Source organism: Kitasatospora sp. NPDC059327 (assembly GCF_042752535.1).
Taxonomy (GTDB): domain Bacteria; phylum Actinomycetota; class Actinomycetes; order Streptomycetales; family Streptomycetaceae; genus Kitasatospora.
The window spans coordinates 14,171-34,191 of sequence record NZ_JBHYYB010000099.1 but is presented as its reverse complement, the minus strand read 5'-3'; the positions used below and the strand labels follow the sequence as shown (position 1 = coordinate 34,191).

The window sequence follows — 20,021 nt, the reverse complement described above, 5'->3', positions numbered from 1 at the left end:
CTCGGACTCGCCCACAACGGCACCACCTGGCAGATCGGGGCTGCCGCCTGACGGCGGCAGCCCCGATCACACCAAGATCTTCATCAGCGTTCTAGGGTCCGGCCCGGACCCCCGCCCGCGAGGCCCCGCCGGGCCGTGGGGCCCGGCCCCGTCCCCGACGGTGGGCGGGGCGGGCCGCCCGGTCGGTCAGGTGTGGATGCCCTGGCCGGGGGTGAGGATGCCGGCCGGGTCGTACCGGTGCTTCGCCGCCGTCGCGGCCGCCCAGCGGGCGCCGTAGTGGCGGCGCCAGTCCGTGGGCGTCATCCCGGGGATCGCGCCGATCAGGTAGCGTTTGCCGCCGAGGGCGACCGCGCGCTCGTAGAGGTGGCGGTTGCGGCGCAGCATGGCGGCGGTGTCCGCGCCCGGGGCGGGGAAGGACAGCAGGTCGAAGTGCCAGCCGACCGGCGCGTCCGGCATCACGGCCAGCGGCCGGGTCAGGGTGGCGGTGGTGTAGGGGTAGAGCAGCAGGATCCCGGCGCCGAGGTCCGCCGGGGTGAGCAGGGCGGTGGCCTCGCGGACGAAGGCCCGCGCGGTGGACGCGGGCAGGAACAGGCTGAGCCAGGGCTTCGGCTGCGACCAGAGTCCGGTGGCCTTGAGGTAGGCGGCGAAGCCGTCGACCCGGAAGGCGTAGTCGCGGGCGCTCTGGTCGGTGACGGTGGTCTCGCCGGGCGCGCAGCGCAGCCCGCGCAGCAGGGTGCCCCGGTCCGGAGGCGTGCCGCCGTCGTAGTGGGCGACGGCCTCGATCTTGTACCGCCACGCGGTGCCCTCGGCGTTGCGCACCACCTCACCGGCCTGGAGGTCGAAGCGGCGCTCGGCCATGATCCGCTCCTGGTCGCCCAGGTAGGCGGCGAGGTCGTCGTAGAACAGGGTGAACACCAGGGCGCGCTCGCGGGCCGGGACGAGCCGCAGGGTGGCGCGGACGATGATGCCGGCCTGCCCGCCGCCGGCCAGGACCGCCTCGAACAGTTGCCGGTTGCTGGTGGCGGAGGCGGTGACCAGCCGACCGGTGCCGGTGACCACGTCGACCGACTCGACGGTGTCGGCCTGCAGCCCGTGGCGCTGCACACCGGAGCCGATCCCGCCCACGCTCAGCGTGCCACCGACCGACAGGTGCAGGTAGTCGGTCAGGCAGGGCGGCATCCAGCCCCGGGCGAGCGCCGCGTCGGTCAGCTGCGCCCAGGTGACGCCGGCCTCGACGACGGCCCGGCCGGGGGTGACGGCGAGGACGCGGTCGAGCCCGCGGGCGTCGATGGCGATGCCGCCGGGGGCCGCGGCCTGCCCGTAGTTGGAGTGCGACTCCAGCTCCGCCGTCTCGCCGCCACCGCTCTGGCCGTTCATGGCGACGGGGATCCGGTGGCGGCGGGCGAAGCCGACGACCGCGGTGATGTCGCGCACCGAGCCCGGCCGCAGCACGGCCCGGGGCGCGGCGGTCACCAGGTGCCCGAAGTCACCGGCGAAGCGGGTGAGCGAGGTGGGGTCGGTGACCAGGCTGCCGTCCAGCCGGGGCAGTGCGGCCACCGCGTCCTGGGTGGCGGCGGGGCCGGGTGCGCCCTGGTCGGTGCTGACGGCCCAGGTGCGTCCGGCGGTGTTCCAGCCGATGACCGTGGCCGCCGTGCCGACGAGCAGACCGCGGCGGGGCAGAGCTGACTTGCTCATTACAGATATCTCCGATCAATCGTCATATGAGCAGTGTTGTATCGCAGTCGGCTCGGACACCCGCAATCACCCTCCGCCCGGCGGCGAGGGCCCAGTGGGTCACCCGGTCTCGTCCACCTCCACGATCACCAAGGTGCCCCGGCTGCCCGCCGCCACGGCGTGCGGGACACCGGCCGGCACCACGTACAGCTCGCCGGGGCCGAGCGAGACGGCGACGCCCGCGACCCGCAGGTCCAGCCGCCCGTCCAGGACGAGCAGTGCCTCCGCGTGCTCGTGCCGTTCCTCCTGGAGCGGCAGCCCGTCCATCCGCAGGACCTTGACGGCGGCTGTGCCCACCCGGCCCAGGACGCGCGAGCTCCAGGCCCGGGGCAGCAGGGCGGCGGTCGCGGGGACGTCGATCCGGTTCATGGCACACCTCTTCCGGCGCGGTCGGTCCGCGCCCGTGGTCACTGGGATGTCCGCACGCTATCGGGGTGTCGGGGCCCGTTGGTCGACCGTTCGGTAAAATCCTCGGCCCGCCCGGGCGGCTGACGGCCGCTCGGGGCCGGGCGCTAGCCTGGGCGCATGTTCGTTCTGGAGTTGACCTACACCGCGACCCTGGACCGCGTCGACGCCGTGCTCCCGCAGCACGTGGAGTGGCTGCGGCAGCACTACGACGCCGGGACCTTCCTCGCCTCGGGCCGCAAGGTGCCCCGCGACGGCGGCGTGATCATCGCCGTGGGCGAGGACCGGGCGGCCGTCGAGGAGATCGCCCGGACCGACCCGTTCAGCCGGGCGGGGCTGGTCGAGTACACCGTCACGGAGTTCCTGGCGACCACCACCGCGCCCGCCCTGGACGCCTACCGCCAGCAACTGCCCTCCTGACCGGCCCGCCGGCAGCTGCCCGCCCGACCGGCCCGGGTGACGTGCCCGGCCGGTGTCCGGGGCCCGGCCGGCCGGCGGGATTGGCGCCCGACGGGCCGGGGGAGGAGACCGGCAGACCACGTGACGGGAGCCAGTCATGACGATCAGTCACCGCGCCATCGGCACCGGCGAGCACAAGGTGCTCGTCCTGCACGACTGGTTCGACACCGGTGCGAGCTGGGGTCCGTTCCTCGACCACCTGGACCCGGAGGCCTTCGGCTACGCCTTCCTGGACTACCGGGGCTACGGCGAACGACGCGACGTGGCGGGTGAGTTCACCCTGGCCGAGATCGCCGCGGACGCGCTCGCCCTGGCGGACCAGCTGGGCTGGGGGTCGTTCTCCGTGGTCGGGCACTCGATGGGCGGCAAGGCGGCGCAGCGCGTCCTGGCCGAGGCGCCGGGCCGGGTGCGCAAGCTGGTGGGGGTGGCGCCGGTGCCCGCGGGCGGCTACCCGCTGGAGGGCGACGCCCACGACCTGTTCCACGGGGCGCCGTCGCGCCCCGCCAACCGCCGGGCCATCCTCGATCTGGTGACCGGGAACCGCGCCTGCGCGCGTTGGCTGGACGCGATGACCGCCCGCTCGGTGGCCGGCTCCCGCCCGGAGGCCTTCGCCGGCTACCTCGACGACTGGACCACCCAGGACTTCGCGGCCAAGATCGCCGGCAGTACGCTCCCGGTCAAGGTCTTCGTCGGCGAGCACGACCCCGCGCTGTCCGCCGAGGTGATCCGCGGCACCTGGCTGCTCCACTACCCGAACGCGGAGCTGGAGGTCCTGGCCAACGCGGGGCACTACCCGATGCACGAAGTCCCGGTGGCGCTGGCGACGGCGCTGGAGGCGTTCCTGCGCGCCTGACGTGCGCCCGGGAGTCCGGTGACGGGTCCGGCTCCGCGCGGAGCCGGACCCGCCACCGGCGTCAGGCCGCCGACGGCAGCCGCTCGGTCAGCAGCCGCACCAGGTGGTCCAGCCAGCTCCGGACGGTGGACTCGTCGAAGAGGTCGGCGTCGTACTCGGCCAGACCCGCCAGACCGCCGTCCCCCTCGGGGGTGAGCATCAGCAGCAGGTCCGACCGGGCGCCGCTGCCCGGGATGTCCTCGACGAGAACGTCCAGGCCGGTCAGTTCCAGGACCGGTGCCGGCGTGGTCTGCACGGCCAGCAGTACCTGTGGGAAGGAGGGCGGGAGGGCCAGCCCCAGCGCCCGCAGGTCCTCCGTGACCAGGCCGAACGGGACGTCGGCCTGGTCGAGCGTGGTGGCCAGTGCCTCGCCCGCCCGGTCGATCAGCGCGGCGAGGCCGCCCGGCGCCCGGCCGGGCAGCCGGACCGGCAGGTTGGTGGTCAGCAGCCCGACCAGCCGCTCGTGCTCCCGGCGCCGCCGGTTGGCGGTCGAGAGCATCACCAAGGTCTCCTCGGCGCCGGTGAGTTCGCTGAGCAGGTCGCCGAGGGCGGCCAGCACCACGGCCGCCGGTGTGGTGGAGCGGCCGGCCGCGCACCGGTTCAGCGCCGCGGTCTCCTCGGGGGTCAGCGCGAAGCGCAGGATGCCACCGTGTCCGGAGCGCCGCTCCGGCCGGGGGCGGTCGGTGGGCAGCGGCACCGTGAGGGGCAGACCGGTGAGACGCTCGGCGTAGCGGGCGGTGGCCCGGCGGACCGCCTCGCGGGTCACCACCGTCCGCTCCCAGCAGGCGTGTTCGATCATCGATCCCGGCTCGGGCAGTGCCGCCCGGTGGTCCCCGTACAGGGCGCCGAGGTCCGCCAGCAGGGTGGCCAGCGACCACCCGTCCAGGGCGATGTGATGGATCGTCAGCAACAGGACGTGGTGGTCCGGGCCGAGTCGCAGCAGCCGGGCCCGCAGCAGGGGCGGCGCGCCGAGGTCGAACGGCGTGGCGGTCTCCGCGCGGGTGGCGGCGGCCACCGACTCCCCGTCCTCGCCCACCGCGCCGACCGGTAGCGGTAGGGCGTCGGGGGCGGGCAGGACCTGCTGGAGCAGCCCGAGGTCGGTGGGCGTGTAGCGGGTGCGCAGGCTGGGGTGGCGGGCCGTCAGGGCGGTGAGGGCCCGTCGCAGTCGGGCGGGGTCGAGCGGGCCGCGCAGGGTGATCCGCTGGGTGATGTTCCACAGGCTGGGGTCGGCGACCCGGCCGTGGCTGCGGTGCATCCGGGCCTGGGCGATGCCGGCCGGCGCGGCGGCCTCGGCGGCTCCGCCACCGGTCAGGACGGTGAGCAGCCGTTCCCGTTCGCCCTTGACCAGGGCGACCAGCCGGCCGTCCATCGCCCCCGGGGGAGCGAGGTACTCCAGTCGGTCGCCCGCGGTGGACAGGACGATCTCCCGTTCGTCCAGCAGGCGGACGAGCTGCTTCCAGTCCTCGGTCGTCCCGGGCACCGCGGTCGCGTCGGGCAGGCCGGTCACAGCGTCCCCCGCTCGAAGGTCTCGGCCGGCTCGGCGGCGCGGGCACGGTCGGCCATGCCGCGGATGGTGGGGCGGCGGAAGAAGTCGAGGATGCCGATCTCCAGGCCGGCCTCCTCACGGACCAGGTTGAGCAGCCGGGTGGCGGCCAGTGAGTGCCCGCCCAGATCGAAGAAGGAGGTCTCCACGCCCGGCGCGGGGACGCCCAGCTCCTTCGCCCAGAGCTCCTGGAGGAGTCGCTCCAGTGCGGTGGCGGGGGCGGTCTCGGCGGCGGCCCCGAGCGGCCCGGCCGGGGGCAGCGCGGCCCGGTCCAGCTTGCCGTTGCGGGTCAGCGGTACGTGCGTCACCAGGGCCCAGAGCCGGGGCACCATGTGTTCGGGCAGCCGGTCGGCGAGCGCGTCGCGTACCAGGGCGAGCCGGCCGTCGGTGCCGTCGGGGGCACCGTCCGGGTCGGCCGCGCCCTCCGGGTCCGGCACGATGTACGCGGCGAGCGCGGTGCCCCGCGGGCCGTGCTGCGCGGCGACCGCGGCCTCCCGGACCCCGGGGACGGTGCGCAGCACGTTCTCCACCTCGCCGGGCTCGATCCGGTAGCCGCGGATCTTCACCTGCTCGTCGATCCGGCCGAGGAAGTCCAGCGTGCCGTCCGGCCGCAGCCGGCCCAGGTCGCCGGTGCGGTAGCGCAGGCCCCCCGGGGTGGGGACGAAGGCGGCGGCGGTCTCCTCGGGGCGGTTCAGGTAGCCGAGGCCGACCGAGTCGCCGAGGATGTGGATCTCGCCGGCCGCGCCGTCCGGCACCGGGCGTCCGTGCGGGTCGAGCAGTTGGACGCGGCTGCCGGGGACGGGGCGGCCGATCGGGGCGTGGTCGGGGCCGTCGGCGGACAGCTCGACGCTGGTCATCGCATGGGTCTCGGTGGGCCCGTAGTGGTTGAAGAGCCGGCACCGCGGGTTGTCCCGCAGGAAGGCGCGCAGCGCCGGGGTGAGCAGCAACTGCTCGCCGCCGGAGACGATCTCGCGCAGGTCGGGCACCGGGGCCTCGGCCAGGGCGCCGAGCAGGCCGGCCAGTGTGCTGTGCGGGAGGTGGACGCGTTCGGTGCGGGTGCGCCGCAGGTGTGCGGCCAGGGCCCGCGCGTCGTAGCGGGTCTCCTCGTCGACGAGGACGAGCGTGCCGCCGCCGGCGAGGGCGGTGAGGACCTCCTGGACGGAGACGTCGAACCCGCAGGAGGCGTACTGCAGGGTGCGCAGCGGGCCGTGCTGGTCGGTGTTCCAGTCGACCAGGGACCGCAGGCCGCGGTAGGGCATCACCACGCCCTTGGGCCGGCCGGTGGTGCCGGAGGTGTAGAGGCAGTAGGCGGGCGACTCGGGGTCGGGGTCGACGGCGGCGGGCGCGGGCGGCACCGGGCTGTCGTCGTCGGTCAGGACGGCGGGCAGGGTGATGCCGAGGCGGTCGGTGCCGGTGCGGGTGAGCAGCAGCGGGGCGCCGCTGTCGGTGGCGATCAGGCGGCAGCGCTCGGCGCCGTGCACCGGGTCGATCGGGACGTGGACCGCGCCGAGCCGGACCACGGCGAGCAGCGCCGCCACCTGGTCGGTGGAGCGGGGCAGCAGGGTGGCGACAGGGGTGCCGGCGGTGACCCCGGCGGCGGCCAGCAGCGCCGCCACCCGCTCGGCCCGGTCGCCCAGTTCGCGGTAGCCGACCGAGGTCCCGTCGGGGGTGAGGACGGCGGTGCGGTCCGGGTGCTCGGCTGCCGTGCGGGCCAGTCGTTCGCGCAGCGACGGGGTGCCGGGCAGCGCGGGGGTGGCCGTCTCGCGGCCGGCGGGCAGCAGTTCGGCCACCGGCCGGGCGGGGTCGGCGACGGCGGCGGCGAGCAGCTGCTCGAAGGCGGTCAGCAGGCGCTCGACGGTCTCCCGGTCGAACAGCGCGGTGGCGTACTCGACATGGCAGCGGATGCCCTCGGGCAGGTTGGTGAGGAAGAGGGTGAGGTCGAAGCCGGCCTTGTCCACGACGTCGTCCAGCGGGCGGGCGTCGATGCCCGGCAGGTCGAGTTCGAACAGCGCGTGGTTCTCGAACTCCACCATCACCTGGAACAGCGGGTTGCGGCTGGTGTCGCGCGGCGGGTTCACCTCCTGGACCAGGACCTCGAACGGGAGTCGCTGGTGCTCGTAGGCGTCCAGCGCGGTGTCCCGGACCCGGGCGAGCAGCCGATCGAAGTCCGGCTCCCCGGAGAGGTCGAGGCGCAGGGCGAGGGTGTTGACGAAGAACCCGACCAGGTCCTCGGTGCCCTCGTCGCGGTTGGCGACGGGCGTGCCGAGCACGATCTCGTCCTGGCCGCTGAAGCGGTGCAGCACTCCGGCGAACGCGCTGAGCAGCACCATGAACAGCGTGGAGCGCCGTGAGCGGGCCAGCTCCCGCACCCGGCCGGAGAGTTCACCGTCCAGCAGGCGGACGAAGGCGCGCCCCCGGCCGTCCGGCAGGGCCGGGCGCGGCCGGTCGGTGGGCAGCGCCAGCACCGGCAGCTCGCCGCCGAGGACGGTACGCCAGTGCGCCAGGCTCGCGGTGTGCGCGCCCTCGGCGACCAGCGCCCGCTCCCGGGTCGCGAACTCGGCGTAGCTGGTCGGCAGTTGCGGCAGCTCGGGGCGGCGACCGGCCTGCGTGGCCCGGTAGAGCTCGCCCAGCTCACGGGTGATCACCACGGCGGAGAGGGTGTCGATGACGATGTGGTGCATGGCGAGTACGAGCACGTGCCGCTCCTCGCCCAGGCGCAGCAAGCGGGCGCGCAGCAGCGGGCCGGCGGCCAGGTCGAACCGGTGGGCGCCCTCTTCGGCGACCAGCGCGCGAACGGCCTCCCCGCCGTCCCCGCCGGCCGGGGCGTCCTCGACCGGGAGCGGCGCGCCGGCGGCTGGCAGCACCACCTGGTACGGCTCGCCGTCCTGTTCGCGGAAGACGGTGCGCAGCGCCGGATGCCGTTCGGCCAGGGCGTGCAGGGCGCCGGTCAGCGCGCGGTGGTCGAGCGGCCCGTCCAGGGCGATGGCCTTGACCTCGTTGTAGCGGGAGCTGTCGGGCAGCATCCGGTGCAGGAACCACATCCGCTGCTGGGCGTACGACAGCGGGGCGCGCCGTTCGCGCGGCCGTTGGGCGGTGCGGCGCAGCTCGTCCAGGTGCGGCAGGCCGGCGGCGACCAGCTCGGGGGAGAGCCCGAAGTCGACGAAGGCGGCGATCTCGTCGGCGCCGGCGGCACGCAGCGAGGCCAGGACGTCTCGCACGCTCTCGGGGGTGCCGATCAGCGCGCGCGAGGCGCAGTACCGCTCGTAGGCGCGCTCCAGGACGAACTCCAGGTCCTCCTCCGGGGTGTTCTCGTAGTCCAGGGTGAGGCCGAGGCTGTTGGCGACCTGCCCGAAGAGGGAGAGCGAGGAGCGCAGGTAGCCGCAGAACGGGCGGTAGGCCTGCGCGCGGGCGGTGGCGAGGTCGGCGCCGAGGTAGGTGTGCACCAGCACCACGACCCGGCCGGTCTCGGGGTCGAGGCCGTGCTCGGCCCGGGTGCGCCGGTAGAGGGCGACGTTGGCGGCCAGCTCCTCGACGCTCTGGGTCATCAGGTTGGTGATCACGCCGAGGTCGTGGCGGGCGGCCTCGCGGAAGCTGTCCGGGTTGCCGACGATCGCCGTGTACATCGGCGGAAGCTCCTGGAGCGGCCGGGGGTGCAGGTGCACCTCGATCTCCTCGCCGTTGCCGGCGCGGCCCCGGTAGGGCTCGCCGCGCCACAGCGCCCGGATCGTGTCGATCTGCTGGTGCATCAGCTGCTTGTGGGTGCCGTAGCGGTCGGGGAAGAAGAGGAAGTCGTTCGGGTGCCAGCCGCTGGCGCAGCCGAGGCCCACCCGCCCGCCGGACAGGTTGTCGACCACCGACCACTCCTCGGCCACCCGCACCGGGTGGTGCAGCGGCAGGACGGCGCAGCCCGCGTTCAGCCGGACGCGTTCGGTCTCCCGGGCCAGGGCGGCGGCCAGCACCGAGGGGTTGGGGAAGATGCCGCCGAAGGAGTGGAAGTGCCGCTCCGGCAGCCAGACGGCGTGGAAGCCGTTGCGGTCGGCGAAGCGGGCGCTCTCCAGGACGATCCGGTAGCGGTCCTCGGGCCGGGTGTCGAGCGGGTAGTCGCCGAAGAAGGAGAGGCTGAAGTCGACCGCGCGGTCCGGATCACCGGCGGGTGCGGTCGGCGCGGGGTCCGGGCCCGGCTCCGGCCGGGTGCCGGTCGGCGCGGACACCGGGCGGGCCTGCGGCGGCAGTTCACGGCGCGGCGCGGGCACGGCCGGGACGGCGACCGGGCGGGCGGAGGGGAAGAACCCGCCGCGCCGCATGTCCCGCAGGGACGCGCGGACGGCGTCGGCCACGAACTCCACGTCACCGTCGCTGTGCGCGGTGGAGAGGAAGAAGTTGCGCCACTCCCAGACGTAGACCCCCTTGACCAGCAGGTGGTGGAAGAGCAGCTCCATGTCGGCGCGCGGCTCGAAGCGGAACAGCGAACCGAAGTGCGCCAGCCGGAGCGGGAACTCCTCCTCCTCGAAGAAGCCGTTGACGCCGGCGGCCAGCTCTCCGGTCCGGGCGTTCAGCCGCTCCTGCAGGCCCGGACCCTGCTCCTTGAAGTGCCGCAGCACGGCCCGGCAGGCGGCCATCGAGAGCGGGTGCTGGATGTAGGTGCCGCCGAAGAAGGTGGTGTCGTTCGGCGGGTAACTGGCGTCCCCGTACTGCCAGAAGCCCCCGTCGATGCCGTCCATCACGGCGGCGCGCCCCGCGATTGCGCCGATCGGATAGCCGCCGCCGAGTACCTTGCCGTACGTCGACAGGTCGGGCTCCACACCCCAGAAGCCCCGGGCGCCGCGCAGGTGCGGGCGGAAGCCGGTGAGCATCTCGTCGAAGATCAGGACGATGCCGCGGCGCGTGGTCAGGTCGCGCAGCCCGCGCACGAACGCGGCCGGCTGCCGGGAGGGGTGGCGGCTCTGCACCGGCTCGACCAGGACGGCGGCGATCCGGTCGCCGAGCTCGTCGATGACCCGCAGGCTCTCCGGGTCCCCGTAGGGGAGGACGATCAGGTCGGCGACCGCGCTGCCGGGGACGCCGATCGACACGGGCACCGTCTCGCGCTCGGCCCCGTGTCCCACCGGGCGGCCGAGCGTGTGGTCGAAGTGCCCGTGGTACGAGCCCTCGAACATCACGATCGCGTCCCGCCCGGTGTACGCGCGGGCCAGCCGGATCGCCCCGGCGTTGGCCTCCGTCCCGGAGTTGGCGAACGCGACGCGCTCGGTGCCGGTCAGTTCGGCCAGCAGCTCGGCGGCCTCGCCGGTCTCCTCGCCGCGCGGGCCCAGCCGCAGGCCGCCGGACAGGTGCTCGCGGACCGCCTCCTGGACGAAGGCGGGCTCGTGGCCGAAGAGCAGCACCCCGAACCCCATCGTGATGTCGACGTAGGAGTTGCCGTCGATGTCCTCCAGGCGGGAGCCCTGGGCCCGGCGGGCCGCGAGCGGGTAGAGCATCTCCTTGGTGGCCGAACGGAAGCCGACCACCGCACGGCTGTCGGCGAGCACCCGGCGGTGGCGTTGGGTCAGTGCCTTGGAGGCGGCGGTCCGGGCGGTGAACCGCTCGACCAACTCGTCCAGGTGGCGGCGCTGTTCGCCGCTCAGGCCGCCGCCGGCCATGCCGGAGTCACGGGCCACCGTGACGCGCGGGCCGTGCACCTGGGGCGCGGCGGGGGCGGGCTCGGCGGCGGTGGGCCGGGCGGGGGCGGGCTCGGCGGCGGGGTGCGGCGTGCCGGGCTGCTCCGGGCCGGCCGCGGCGGGGCGGGGCGGGGTGATCGCGAGGCCGGCGGTGGCCGTGAGGTCCGGTGCCGTCGGCCCGGCCGGGAGCGCGGGTGTGGCGGGCGCGCCGGCGAGCAGACCGAGCTGGTCGGTCATCAGCTGGGAGAACTGGCCCATCAGGGCGAGCTGGCGTTCGATCACCGCACCGGCTCCGACGGGCGCCGCCGGGGCGACGGGCGGCACGGCGGTGGGTGGCGCCACCGCGACCGGGGCGACGGCAGCCGGTGCGGGTACGGCAGGCGCGGGTACGGCAAGTGCGGGCGCGGCGGCCGGCGCGGGCACAGCGGCCGGGGCGACCGGCAGCGTGACCGCGACCTGAGCCGGAGCCGCAGGAAGGGCCTCAGCCGCGGGAAGGGCCTGAGCCGCGGGAAGGGCCGCAGCCGCGGGAGGAGCCGGCTCCGGCGCGGGCAGCAGCGCCGTCAGCGCCTCGGCGCTCAGCCGCCCCGCGATCAGCCCGGCGAGCCGCGCCGGGGTGTCCGCGTCCTCGAACAGTTCACGCATCGGCACCCGCACCCCGAAGGCCCGCTCCAGGTCCCTAATCATGTTGATCATGGACAGTGAGTCGGCCCCGAGGTCGAAGAACGGGTCCCCGGCGCCCACCGCCTCCTCGGCGACGCCGAGCTGACGCGCGGTCTGCGCCACCACCCGGTCGAGGATCAGGCCGGCCGCCTCCTCCACCGGGTCCGGTGCGGGGGTGTCGGTCATGACGGGCTCCTCCAGAACGGTGCGGTCGGGTGCGGGCAGGGTGCCGGGGCCGTCGTCGGTCGAGGGCACTGGCGCGGACGGCGGTTCGGTCGAGAACGTCGGTCCGGAGGGTGGTTCGGTCGAGGGCAGGAGCGCGGAGCGCGGTTCGGGGGGCGGAACCGGCCCGCCCTCGGCGGCGGGTGGCGTGAACCAGTGGTGGCTGCCGTGGAACGGCCGGCCCGGCAGCGGTACGCGGCGCGCGGGCCCGTCCGGCCACCGCCGGGCCGCCGCGGCCGCCGCCCAGTCCACCGGCACCCCGTGCGTCCACAGCGTGCCCAGCGCCGTGAGCAGTTGGCGCTCCGGCGGGCGGCCGCGACGCCCGCTCGGCACGAACACCGACCCGGGCAGCTCGCGCCGACCCAGCCCGCTCAGCGTGTGGTGCGGACCGACCTCCAGGAACAGTCCGTGGCCGAGCCCGTCCAGTGTCGCGAGGACCCGGTCGAAGCGCGCGGTCTCCCTGGTCTGGCGGACGAAGTGTCCGGGCTCGGGCACCGTGCCGGGCGCCAGCAGCGCGCCGTCGAGGTTGCTCACCAGCGGGACCCGCAGCGGTCGGAGGTCGATCTGCGCCAGCCGGCTCCGGAAGGCCGCCAGCACCGGCTCCATCAGCCGGGAGTGGAACGCCCGGTCGGCGGCCAACCGCTCGGTCGCCACCCCTTCCAGGGCGAGCACCGCCTCCGCCGCGGCCACGTCCCCGGGTCGCCCGGCCAGCACGCACTGCCCGGCGCCGTTCACGACGGCCAGGTCGACCCCGGGCAGCCATCCGGCGAGCGCGCCCAGCCGTTCGGCGGACGCGGCGGCCACCGTCATCGCCCCCGGCTCGGTCGAGCGGTGCATCAGCCGCCCCCGCACCCCCGCCAGGAAGAGCCCGTCGGCCAGCGAGTACGCCCCGGCCGCGTACGCCGCCGCGTACTCGCCCGCGCTGTGCCCCGCCACCGCCGCGGGCCGCAGCCCGAACTCCTCCCAGAGCGCGGTGTACGCGGCCTGCACCGCGAACAGCGCCGGCTGGGCGGCCTCGGTGCTCCAGACCGGCTCCTCGCCCTCGGCGGGCTCCAGCAGCAGGGGCAGCAGCGCCTCGCCCCAGGCCTCGCGGTGCAGCCGGTCGCAGGTGTCCAGCACCTCCCGGAACGCCGGGTACGCCCGGTACAGCCCGGCGGCCATGCCCCGGTACTGCGCGCCCTGACCGGTGTACAGCAGGACCGGCGCCGGTGCGGCGCGCCCGGCGTCCCGGGCCGCGTGCGCCGGGCCGGAGGCCCGTCCGCCGACGAACGAGGCGAGCGCTTCGGCGAGTTCGGCGGGCCCGGCGCCGGTGACGGCGAGCCGGTGGCGCAGCGGGCGGCGGCCCGCGCCGAGGGTGAGCAGCAGGTCGGCCGGGCGCGGCGGGTGCTCGCCGCGCAGCCGGTCGAGCACGGTGGCGGCGAGCTCGGTCAGGGCCCGCGGGCTGCGGGCGGACAGCGGCACCAGGGCGACCGGAGGTCCGTCGGCGCGGGCACCGGCCGGTTCGTCGACCGTGGTGCCGGCGGGTTCGTCCGCCCCCGTGCCCGCCGGTGCCTCCTCCAGGACGAGGTGCGCGTTGGTGCCGCCGACGCCGAGCGCGCTGACCCCCGCCCGGCGCGGGGCGTCCCCGGCGGGCCAGTCCGCCGCCTCGGTGGGGAGCACGAAGGGGCTGCCGGGCAGGCCGAGGGCGGGGTTGGGCCGGGTCAGGTGGGTCAGCGGCGGGATCGCCCGGTGGCGCAGCGCGAGAACGGCCTTGATCAGGCCCGCCATCCCGGCGCAGGTGTCCAGGTGGCCGATGTTCGGCTTGACCGAGCCGAGGGCGCAGAAGCCCACCGCCTCGGTGCGGGCCCGGAAGGCCCGGGTGAGGGCCTGGACCTCGATCGGGTCGCCGAGCGGGGTGCCGGTGCCGTGGGCCTCGATGTAGCCGATGCTGTCCGCCGGCACGCCCGCGACGTCCAGCGCCCGGCCGACCACGGCGGCCTGGCCGTCCGCACCGGGCGCGGTGTAGCCGACCTTGCCCGCGCCGTCGTTGTTGACGGCGGAGCCGAGGATGACGGCGTGCACCGTGTCGCCGTCGGCCAGCGCCCGGTCCAGCCGCTTGAGCAGCACGGCGGCGACGCCGTTGCCGCCGACGGTGCCGCCGGCCCGCTCGTCGAAGGCCCGGCAGACGCCGTCCGGCGCCAGGATCGAGCCCTCCTGGTAGCGGTAGCCGGCGGCCTGCGGGATGTGCAGGGCGGCGGCGCCCGCGAGGGCGAGGTCGCTGTCACCGGTGAGCAGCGACTGGACGGCGAGGTGCACGGCGACCAGCGAGGTGGAGCAGGCGGTCTGCACGCCGACGGCCGGGCCGGTGAGGCCGAGCCGGTAGGCGACCCGGGTGGCGGCGAAGTCGGCCTGGTTGCCGATGGCGACCTGCAGCGCCTCGACCGGTCGCGCCGGGTCGGCGGTCGTGCCGACGGCGTGCTGGAGGTAGGTGCGCAGCGAGTACAGCGTCATCCCGGTGCCGGCGAAGACCCCGACCCGGGTGTCGGGCGCGGTGTCGCCGTAGCCGCCGTCGTCCAGGGCCCGGGCGCAGGTCTCCAGCAGCAGCCGCTGCTGGGGGTCGGTCAGGGCGGCCTCGGCGGCGCTGATCCCGAAGGCCTCGGCGTCGAAGTGCCCGATGTCGGCGATCGGCGCGGTGACCGGGACGAAGTCCGGGTGGGTGTACTCCTCGGCCCGGATGCCGGCGGCGGCGAGCTGCTCGGGGGTGTAGCGGGTGGTGCTGACCACACCGTCCACGATGTTGCGCCAGTACTGCTCGGGGGTGTCCGCGCCGGGCAGGCGCAGCGCCAGGCCGATCACCGCCACCCGTCGGTCGGCGGGTACCGGCCGCGCCGCGTCGGGCGCGGCCCGGGGCGCCTCCTCCGGACCGCCGGCCAGGTGGGCCGCGAGGGCGTCCACGGTGGGGTGGCGGAACAGCGCGGTCGGGTCGAGGCCCGGCGCGGGACCGGCCGCCAGTGCGGCCTGGACCCGCATCAACTGCACCGAACCGAGGCCGAGTTCGTGGAAGGCCCGGCCGGGGTCGACCGGGTCGCCGAGGACGGCCTCGAAGGTGTCCAGGACGGCGCGGCGCAGCTCGGTGGGCGCGGGCGCCGCCGCGACCGGCCGCCGGGCGGGTTCGGCGGCGGGTGGCCCGTCCGTCTCGACGACCGTGCGCGGCTCGCCCGCCAACAGCCGGCGCCGGGCGGCGGGCCGGGTGATGTCGGGCCCGGCGTAGTAGTGGCCGGGCGGGGCCGCCAGCAGCGCGGTGGCCAGCCGCCGGCCCTGCGCGGCGTCGAGCACGGCGATGCCGCGCTCGGCGGCGGCCTCGTCGTGGGCGGTCTCCCGGTTCATCCCGATGCCGCGCCACAGGCCCCAGGAGACCGTCCAGGCGGGTACCCGGTGCTCGCGGCGCAGCCGCTCGATCGCCGTCTCCAGATAGCGGTTGGCGGCCGCGTACCCGGCCGAGCCGACCACCTCCTGGAAGCCGATCATCGAGGAGTAGCCGACGAACTGGGCGCCGGGGCGGGCCGCCACCAGCTCGGCCAGCGCGTCGGTGCCCTCGGTCTTGGCCCGGACGGCCTCCTGCCACCGTTCGGGGCCGAGCTCCTCCAGCAGGCCGATCCGGTAGTCGCCGGCCAGGTGCAGGACGCCCTCCAGCGGTGCGCCCCAGCCCTGTTCGGCCTCGGCGACGGCCGCCGCGAGGGCCCGGCGATCGGTCACGTCCGCCACCCGGTAGTCGACCCGGCCGCCGGCCCGTGCCAGCCGCTCCAGGGCGGCACGCCGGCCGGCCGCCGCCGGACCGTCCGCGTACGGGTCGGTGCGTCCGACGAGCAGCAGGTGGGGGCCGTGCCGGCGGAGCAGCTCAGGGAGCAGCTCGCCGGCGAGACCGCCCAGCCCGCCGGTCACCAGCCAGCGGGCCCCGGGGGAGAGCAGCGTGCAGGCGGGTACGGGTGAGGCGTGGTCCGGCGGGGTGAGCGGGCCGAGCCGGGGCAGGTACGCCCGCCCGTCGCGCCAGGCGGCCTCGGGTTCGCGGCGCGGGTCGGCGAGGAAGGCCAGCACGGCCCGCGGGTCCGCGGGCCCGGCGGGCAGGTCGAGGTGGCGGGCGCCGGCGAGCAGCTGTTCGGCGCGGACCCCGGCGGTCAGGGCGGCGGTCAGCGCGGCGACCGGGCGCGGCACCTCACCGTCGGCGAGCGCGTGCAGGCCGGTGCTCACGGTGGTCAGGTCGACGCCGCCGGCTTCGCCGTCCGGCCCGCTGCCGTACCGGTCGGCGAGGGCGCGGACCAGACCGAGCAGGGCCGGGCCGCACAGCGCCTCGTCCGGCTCGGTGTCCTGCGCCCACAGGTGCAGCACCCGCCGCGGCCGGCGCCCCGCCGCCGCCAGGTCGTCCAGCAGCCGCGGCCAGTTCTCGGCGCGCCGCTGGTCGAGCGCGTAGCCGTCGCCGAGCCGGGCGTAGGAGTCCGCCTGCGAGGCCTGGACGGCGTCCGGCAGCAGGGCGGCGAGCGCGTCCGACAGGGTGCCGGGCCCGACCGGACCGAGCAGCAGGACGGTCTCGCGCGGTGCCGGCGCGGGGGTGGCCGGCACCGGCCTGGGCTCCCAGGCCGGGCGGCGCACCACGTCCGGCAGGGTGCGGGCGTTGCCCTCGGCGAGGTCCAACCGGGTGATCGCCGCGTCGAGGCCCCCGTCGAGCAACCGGGCCCGGATGGCGGTCCGTTGGATCTTGCCGCTGGTGGTGCGGGGGAACTCGGCGGCCGGTACCGGGAGCACCAGCGCGACCGAGAGCCCGAACCGCTCGGCCAGCGCGGTCCGTACGGCGCCGGCCGTGCGGTGCGGCTCGCCGGTCCCGGGGGCGGGCACGAAGAAGACGGCCAGTTGCTCGCTGCCGCTGCGTTCGTCGGGCACGCCGCAGGCGGCGACGTGTCCGGAGCGCACCCCGTCGACGGTGGAGACCACGTCCTCCAGGTCGTGGCAGAAGTGGTGGACGCCGTTGATGATGATGATCTCCTTGCGCCGGCCGGTGAGGATCACCTCCCCGTCGCGCAGGTAGGCGAGATCCCCGGTGTCGAACCAGCCGTCGGCGGTGGCGGATTCGCGGTCCGCGCGCGGGTTGTTGAGGTAGCCGGGGGTGACCCGGCCGGAGGAGACCTGGAGGCGACCGATCCGCAGCTCGGGCAGCACGGCGCCCCGGTCGTCGGCGACCCGCAGCCGCGCGCCGGCGGCCGGGCGGCCCATCGAGAGAAAGCGGGTGGCGGGTTCGGCCGAGCCCTCGGGCAGCGGCCGCAGGTCCGCGGTGAGCGAGTCGGTGGCCAGCACCTGGACGGCGCCGGCCTCGCCGTAGCGCTTGTAGGCGATGACGGTGCAGGTCTCGGCCATGCCCCAGCCGAGCAGCAGGTGTTCGGGCCGCAGCCCGGAGGGGGCCAGCCGGGCCAGGAACTCGTCGGCGACGCCCTCGGTGCACTGCTCGCCCGCGTTGATCAGGGACTTGACGGCCGAGAGGTCCCAGCGCCGCTCGGGGGCGGCCCGCAGCGCCTCGGCGACCAGGCGGTAGCCGAAGTTGGGCGACCAGGAGTGCGCGGCGCGCCGGCGCTCCAGCGTGTCCAGCCACAACAGCGGGTCGGCGAGCACGAGTTCGGTGGGGATGTGGGTCTGGTCGCAGGCCGCCACGACATCCCGCAGATGGAACATCAGCAGCCCCGCGACATGGTCGAGCGGCAGCCAGTTGACGGTCGGGTCGCCGGGTGCGAAGCCCTGCTCGCAGGCCCCCGCCACGTACTCCAGGATGCCCCGGTGGCTGATCTGGATCGCCTTGGAGCGGCCGGTCGAGCCGGAGGACAACTGCAGGATCGCGACGTCCCCGCTCGCGCCGTGCGGTGCGGCGGGCGGTCGGGTGGCGGAGCGGTCGACCGGGACCACCCGCAGCCCCGCCGCCCGGGGGTCGACGGCGGCGATGCCGGCGAGCCCGGTCACGGCGTCGCCGGCGGCCAGGACGGGCGGGTGCTCCAGCGTCTCCCAGGCGTTGACCAGCTTCTCCAGCACCGGGTTCGGCCGGTCGTAGCCCGGCGGCCGGGCCACCGTGACGGGCAGCAGGCCGCCCAGCAGGCAGGCCCAGAGGGCGGGGAAGTAGTGCTCCAGATCGGGGACTTGGAGGATCGCGCGATCGCCCGGGCGCAGGCCCGCCGCGGTCAGGGTGCCGAGGACGCGCAGGGCCCGGTCCAGCAGCTCGGGGTAGGTCAGGGTGGTGGCGCGGCCGTCGGCGCGCACCAGGTGCAGGCCGCGCCCGGGGTGGAGCCGGGCGGCGCGCAGCAGGGCGTCGGGCAGGTCGGCGGGGCCGTCGGGCAGCGTCACCGGAGCAGGTCCTACGGCGACGGCGGGTGCGCCGGTGGCGGGAGCCGGCTCCGTCACGGGCTCCGGCCCGGTCGCCGCCGCGGCGGCGAACGGGCGCCACCGGTCGGAGAGTTCGCTGAGGTGCTGCCGGGTCGGTCGGGGGTGCTCGCGGGGATCGCGGGCGGCGGCCAGGGCGGTGGCGTCCGGGGCCCCGTCGGCGGTGCGCGGGATGCCGTCCACCAGGCGGATCTCCGCCTCGGGGGCGTCGGTGAGCAGGTGCGCGGCGGCCCAGCGGCGCAGCCCGGCCGCGTCGCGGTCATCGGCGGGCACCAGGTAGGCGATCAGTTCGGCACGGCCCGGCGCGTCGCCGGGGACGAGGGCGCAGTCGGCCAGGCCGGCGTGCCGCAGTAACCGGCCCTCCACCGCGTCGAGTCGGGGGCGGGCGGGGCCGTTGACGCTCATACGGGGCGTACCTTCCTGGGCTCTGCGGGCGGGAACGAGGTACAGCGGTCGGGGTGGCGGGGCGGAGACATCGCGGCCGGTCCGGGCTCCGGCCGGTGGGACGCGGCCGGTGCGGGGGAGCCCGGGGCGCCGCCGAGGACGCCGGTCAGCTGTCGGCGGGTACCGGCAGGGTGGCCGGCCTGCGCCGCCGGCGGGCGCCGATCCCCACCGTCAGCAGGAACCCGGCGGCCAGCACGATCGGCACGGCGTGCGAGAAGCCGACCACCGTGAGCGGGCTGAACCGCTCCATCAGCCCGGCGCTGAGCAGCATGCCGACGCCCATGCCGAGGCTCTCCGCGCTGGCCACCAGGCCGAACGCCTGACCGCGCCGGTCGTCGTCGACGGACTGGATCCGGGTGGTGTAGGAGATCTCGGTGAAGCCGTCCGCCAGGCCGGCGCCGAGCGCGACGACCAGGAAGAGCGGGGTCGGCAGCCCGGTGAAGGCGAGGATGAAGCAGGCCGACATCAGGGCGGTGCCCACCGCGAAGGCGCGTTCACCGGGCTCCCGGCCGCGTTTGACCAGGAGTCGGGAGACCAGTTGGTGGGCGCCCAGGCTGCCGACCGCCCAGGTGGCCCAGAACAGGCCGAGCACCGCGGCCGGGTTGTCGGGCGAGGTGCGGGTGGCGAACACCGGCAGGCCGATGTTGTGCGCCGCCGAGCCGAAGGCGTCGACCAGCCGGATGGCGACCATCGCGCCGATCACCGGCAGGGTCCGCAGCAGCACCAGCCCGGCGAGGCGCCCGCCCGGCGCCGCGCCGGCCGGCCGGGATCCGTTCTCGCGTTCGGCCCGGGTGCGCAGCGGCAGCCGCAGCACGACGGTGCCGAACACCAGGAAACTGGCCGCGTCGGTGAGCAGCGCGGCCTGGAACCCGGCCCAGGCCACCAGGACCCCGGCCGAGGCGAACCCGAGCACCATCGCGGTCGAACGTCCGGTCACCAGCACCCCGTTGGCGCGTGCCCGGTGCTCCGGGCCGACCATCTCGGGAACGCTGCTGCGCAGGGCGACGGCGCTCAGCGTGCCGGCCGCGCCGAAGAGCAGGGCCAGCGGGTAGAGCACCGGGATCCGCAGGTGCTCGGGGACGATCGCGAGCGCCACCAGCCCGGTGGCCTGGGTGAACGCGCAACCGACCATCAGCAGGCGGCGGTCGAGCCGGGCGACGACGCGGCCGGCGAGCATGCCGGCGCCGAAGCCGCCGAGCAGACGCAGCGTCAGGTACCCGGCGGTACCGAGGGCGTTGCCCGCGGCCTCGTAGGCGAAGAGGCTGAGCGCGACCATGTTGAGCTGGCTGCCGTAACTGGAGACGGCGTCCCCGACGGCGAGCCGGTAGAAGGGCCTGGGCAGGGCGCTTGTGGCGGTACCCCGGCTCGGAACGGTGTGATCCCCCACGACGGCTCCATTGCCATGTGACATTTCATGCGGATCCTAGGGCGGCGCCGGCGGCGGGATCAAGGGTTCGACCGCCCACGGTGCTAAGACGATACGACAGTACGCGGTCACGTCGGACCGGAACGTTCACTTCCGGCCACCTCGGCGACCGAGTCGGGCCGTTCAGGCCGATCGGGCCACCGGGGCGCCACCCGGCCGCTGTCGCCGGACGGTTCGCGGGCGTACGGT

7 protein-coding genes are annotated in these 20,021 nt (G+C 76.0%); 2 read left to right on the top strand and 5 right to left on the bottom strand.

Annotation, left to right across the window (positions count from 1 at the left end; genetic code table 11):
- Positions 1–186 precede the first annotated feature (186 nt).
- Positions 187–1,695, bottom strand: coding sequence for an FAD-binding protein (locus ACFXHB_RS36685; RefSeq protein WP_380580013.1), 1,509 nt, complete (start codon positions 1,693–1,695; stop codon positions 187–189).
- A 99-nt stretch (positions 1,696–1,794) separates the two neighbouring features.
- Positions 1,795–2,103: a cupin domain-containing protein gene (locus tag ACFXHB_RS36680; RefSeq protein WP_380580011.1), complete on the bottom strand. Its 309-nt coding sequence runs from the start codon at positions 2,101–2,103 to the stop codon at positions 1,795–1,797.
- A gap of 156 nt (positions 2,104–2,259) precedes the next feature.
- Here ACFXHB_RS36680 and ACFXHB_RS36675 point away from each other — a divergent pair, with 156 nt between their 5' ends.
- Positions 2,260–2,559 carry a YciI family protein gene (locus ACFXHB_RS36675; protein ID WP_380580009.1) on the top strand — a complete coding sequence of 100 codons (300 nt, stop codon included), beginning with the start codon at positions 2,260–2,262 and terminating at the stop codon, positions 2,557–2,559.
- A 136-nt stretch (positions 2,560–2,695) separates the two neighbouring features.
- Positions 2,696–3,451 (top strand): alpha/beta fold hydrolase, encoded by a 756-nt coding sequence (locus ACFXHB_RS36670; RefSeq protein ID WP_380580007.1) that lies wholly within the window; start codon positions 2,696–2,698, stop codon positions 3,449–3,451.
- Positions 3,452–3,512: 61 nt separating this feature from the next.
- Here the strand turns inward: ACFXHB_RS36670 and ACFXHB_RS36665 are convergent, their stop codons facing one another.
- The 3 genes from ACFXHB_RS36665 to ACFXHB_RS36655 form a co-directional block, all read right to left on the bottom strand.
- Positions 3,513–4,997: a condensation domain-containing protein gene (locus tag ACFXHB_RS36665; protein WP_380580005.1), complete on the bottom strand. Its 1,485-nt coding sequence runs from the start codon at positions 4,995–4,997 to the stop codon at positions 3,513–3,515.
- Entirely contained in the window at positions 4,994–18,367 is a 13,374-nt protein-coding gene (locus ACFXHB_RS36660) for a MupA/Atu3671 family FMN-dependent luciferase-like monooxygenase (RefSeq protein WP_380580003.1), read from the bottom strand. The genes ACFXHB_RS36665 and ACFXHB_RS36660 overlap by 4 nt, the downstream gene beginning before the upstream one ends.
- Positions 18,368–18,512: 145 nt before the next feature.
- Entirely contained in the window at positions 18,513–19,793 is a 1,281-nt protein-coding gene (locus ACFXHB_RS36655; RefSeq protein ID WP_380580001.1) for an MFS transporter, read from the bottom strand.
- Between the last annotated feature and the right edge of the window lie 228 nt (positions 19,794–20,021).

Bases quoted from the DNA above. Each gene is read 5' to 3' on its own strand.
- ACFXHB_RS36675 (WP_380580009.1), top strand. From the start codon at position 2,260: ATGTTCGTTCTGGAGTTGACCTACACCGCGACCCTGGACCGCGTCGAC.
- ACFXHB_RS36670 (WP_380580007.1), top strand. From the start codon at position 2,696: ATGACGATCAGTCACCGCGCCATCGGCACCGGCGAGCACAAGGTGCTC.
- ACFXHB_RS36680 (WP_380580011.1), bottom strand. From the start codon at position 2,103: ATGAACCGGATCGACGTCCCCGCGACCGCCGCCCTGCTGCCCCGGGCC.
- ACFXHB_RS36685 (WP_380580013.1), bottom strand. From the start codon at position 1,695: ATGAGCAAGTCAGCTCTGCCCCGCCGCGGTCTGCTCGTCGGCACGGCG.
- ACFXHB_RS36660 (WP_380580003.1), bottom strand. From the start codon at position 18,367: ATGAGCGTCAACGGCCCCGCCCGCCCCCGACTCGACGCGGTGGAGGGC.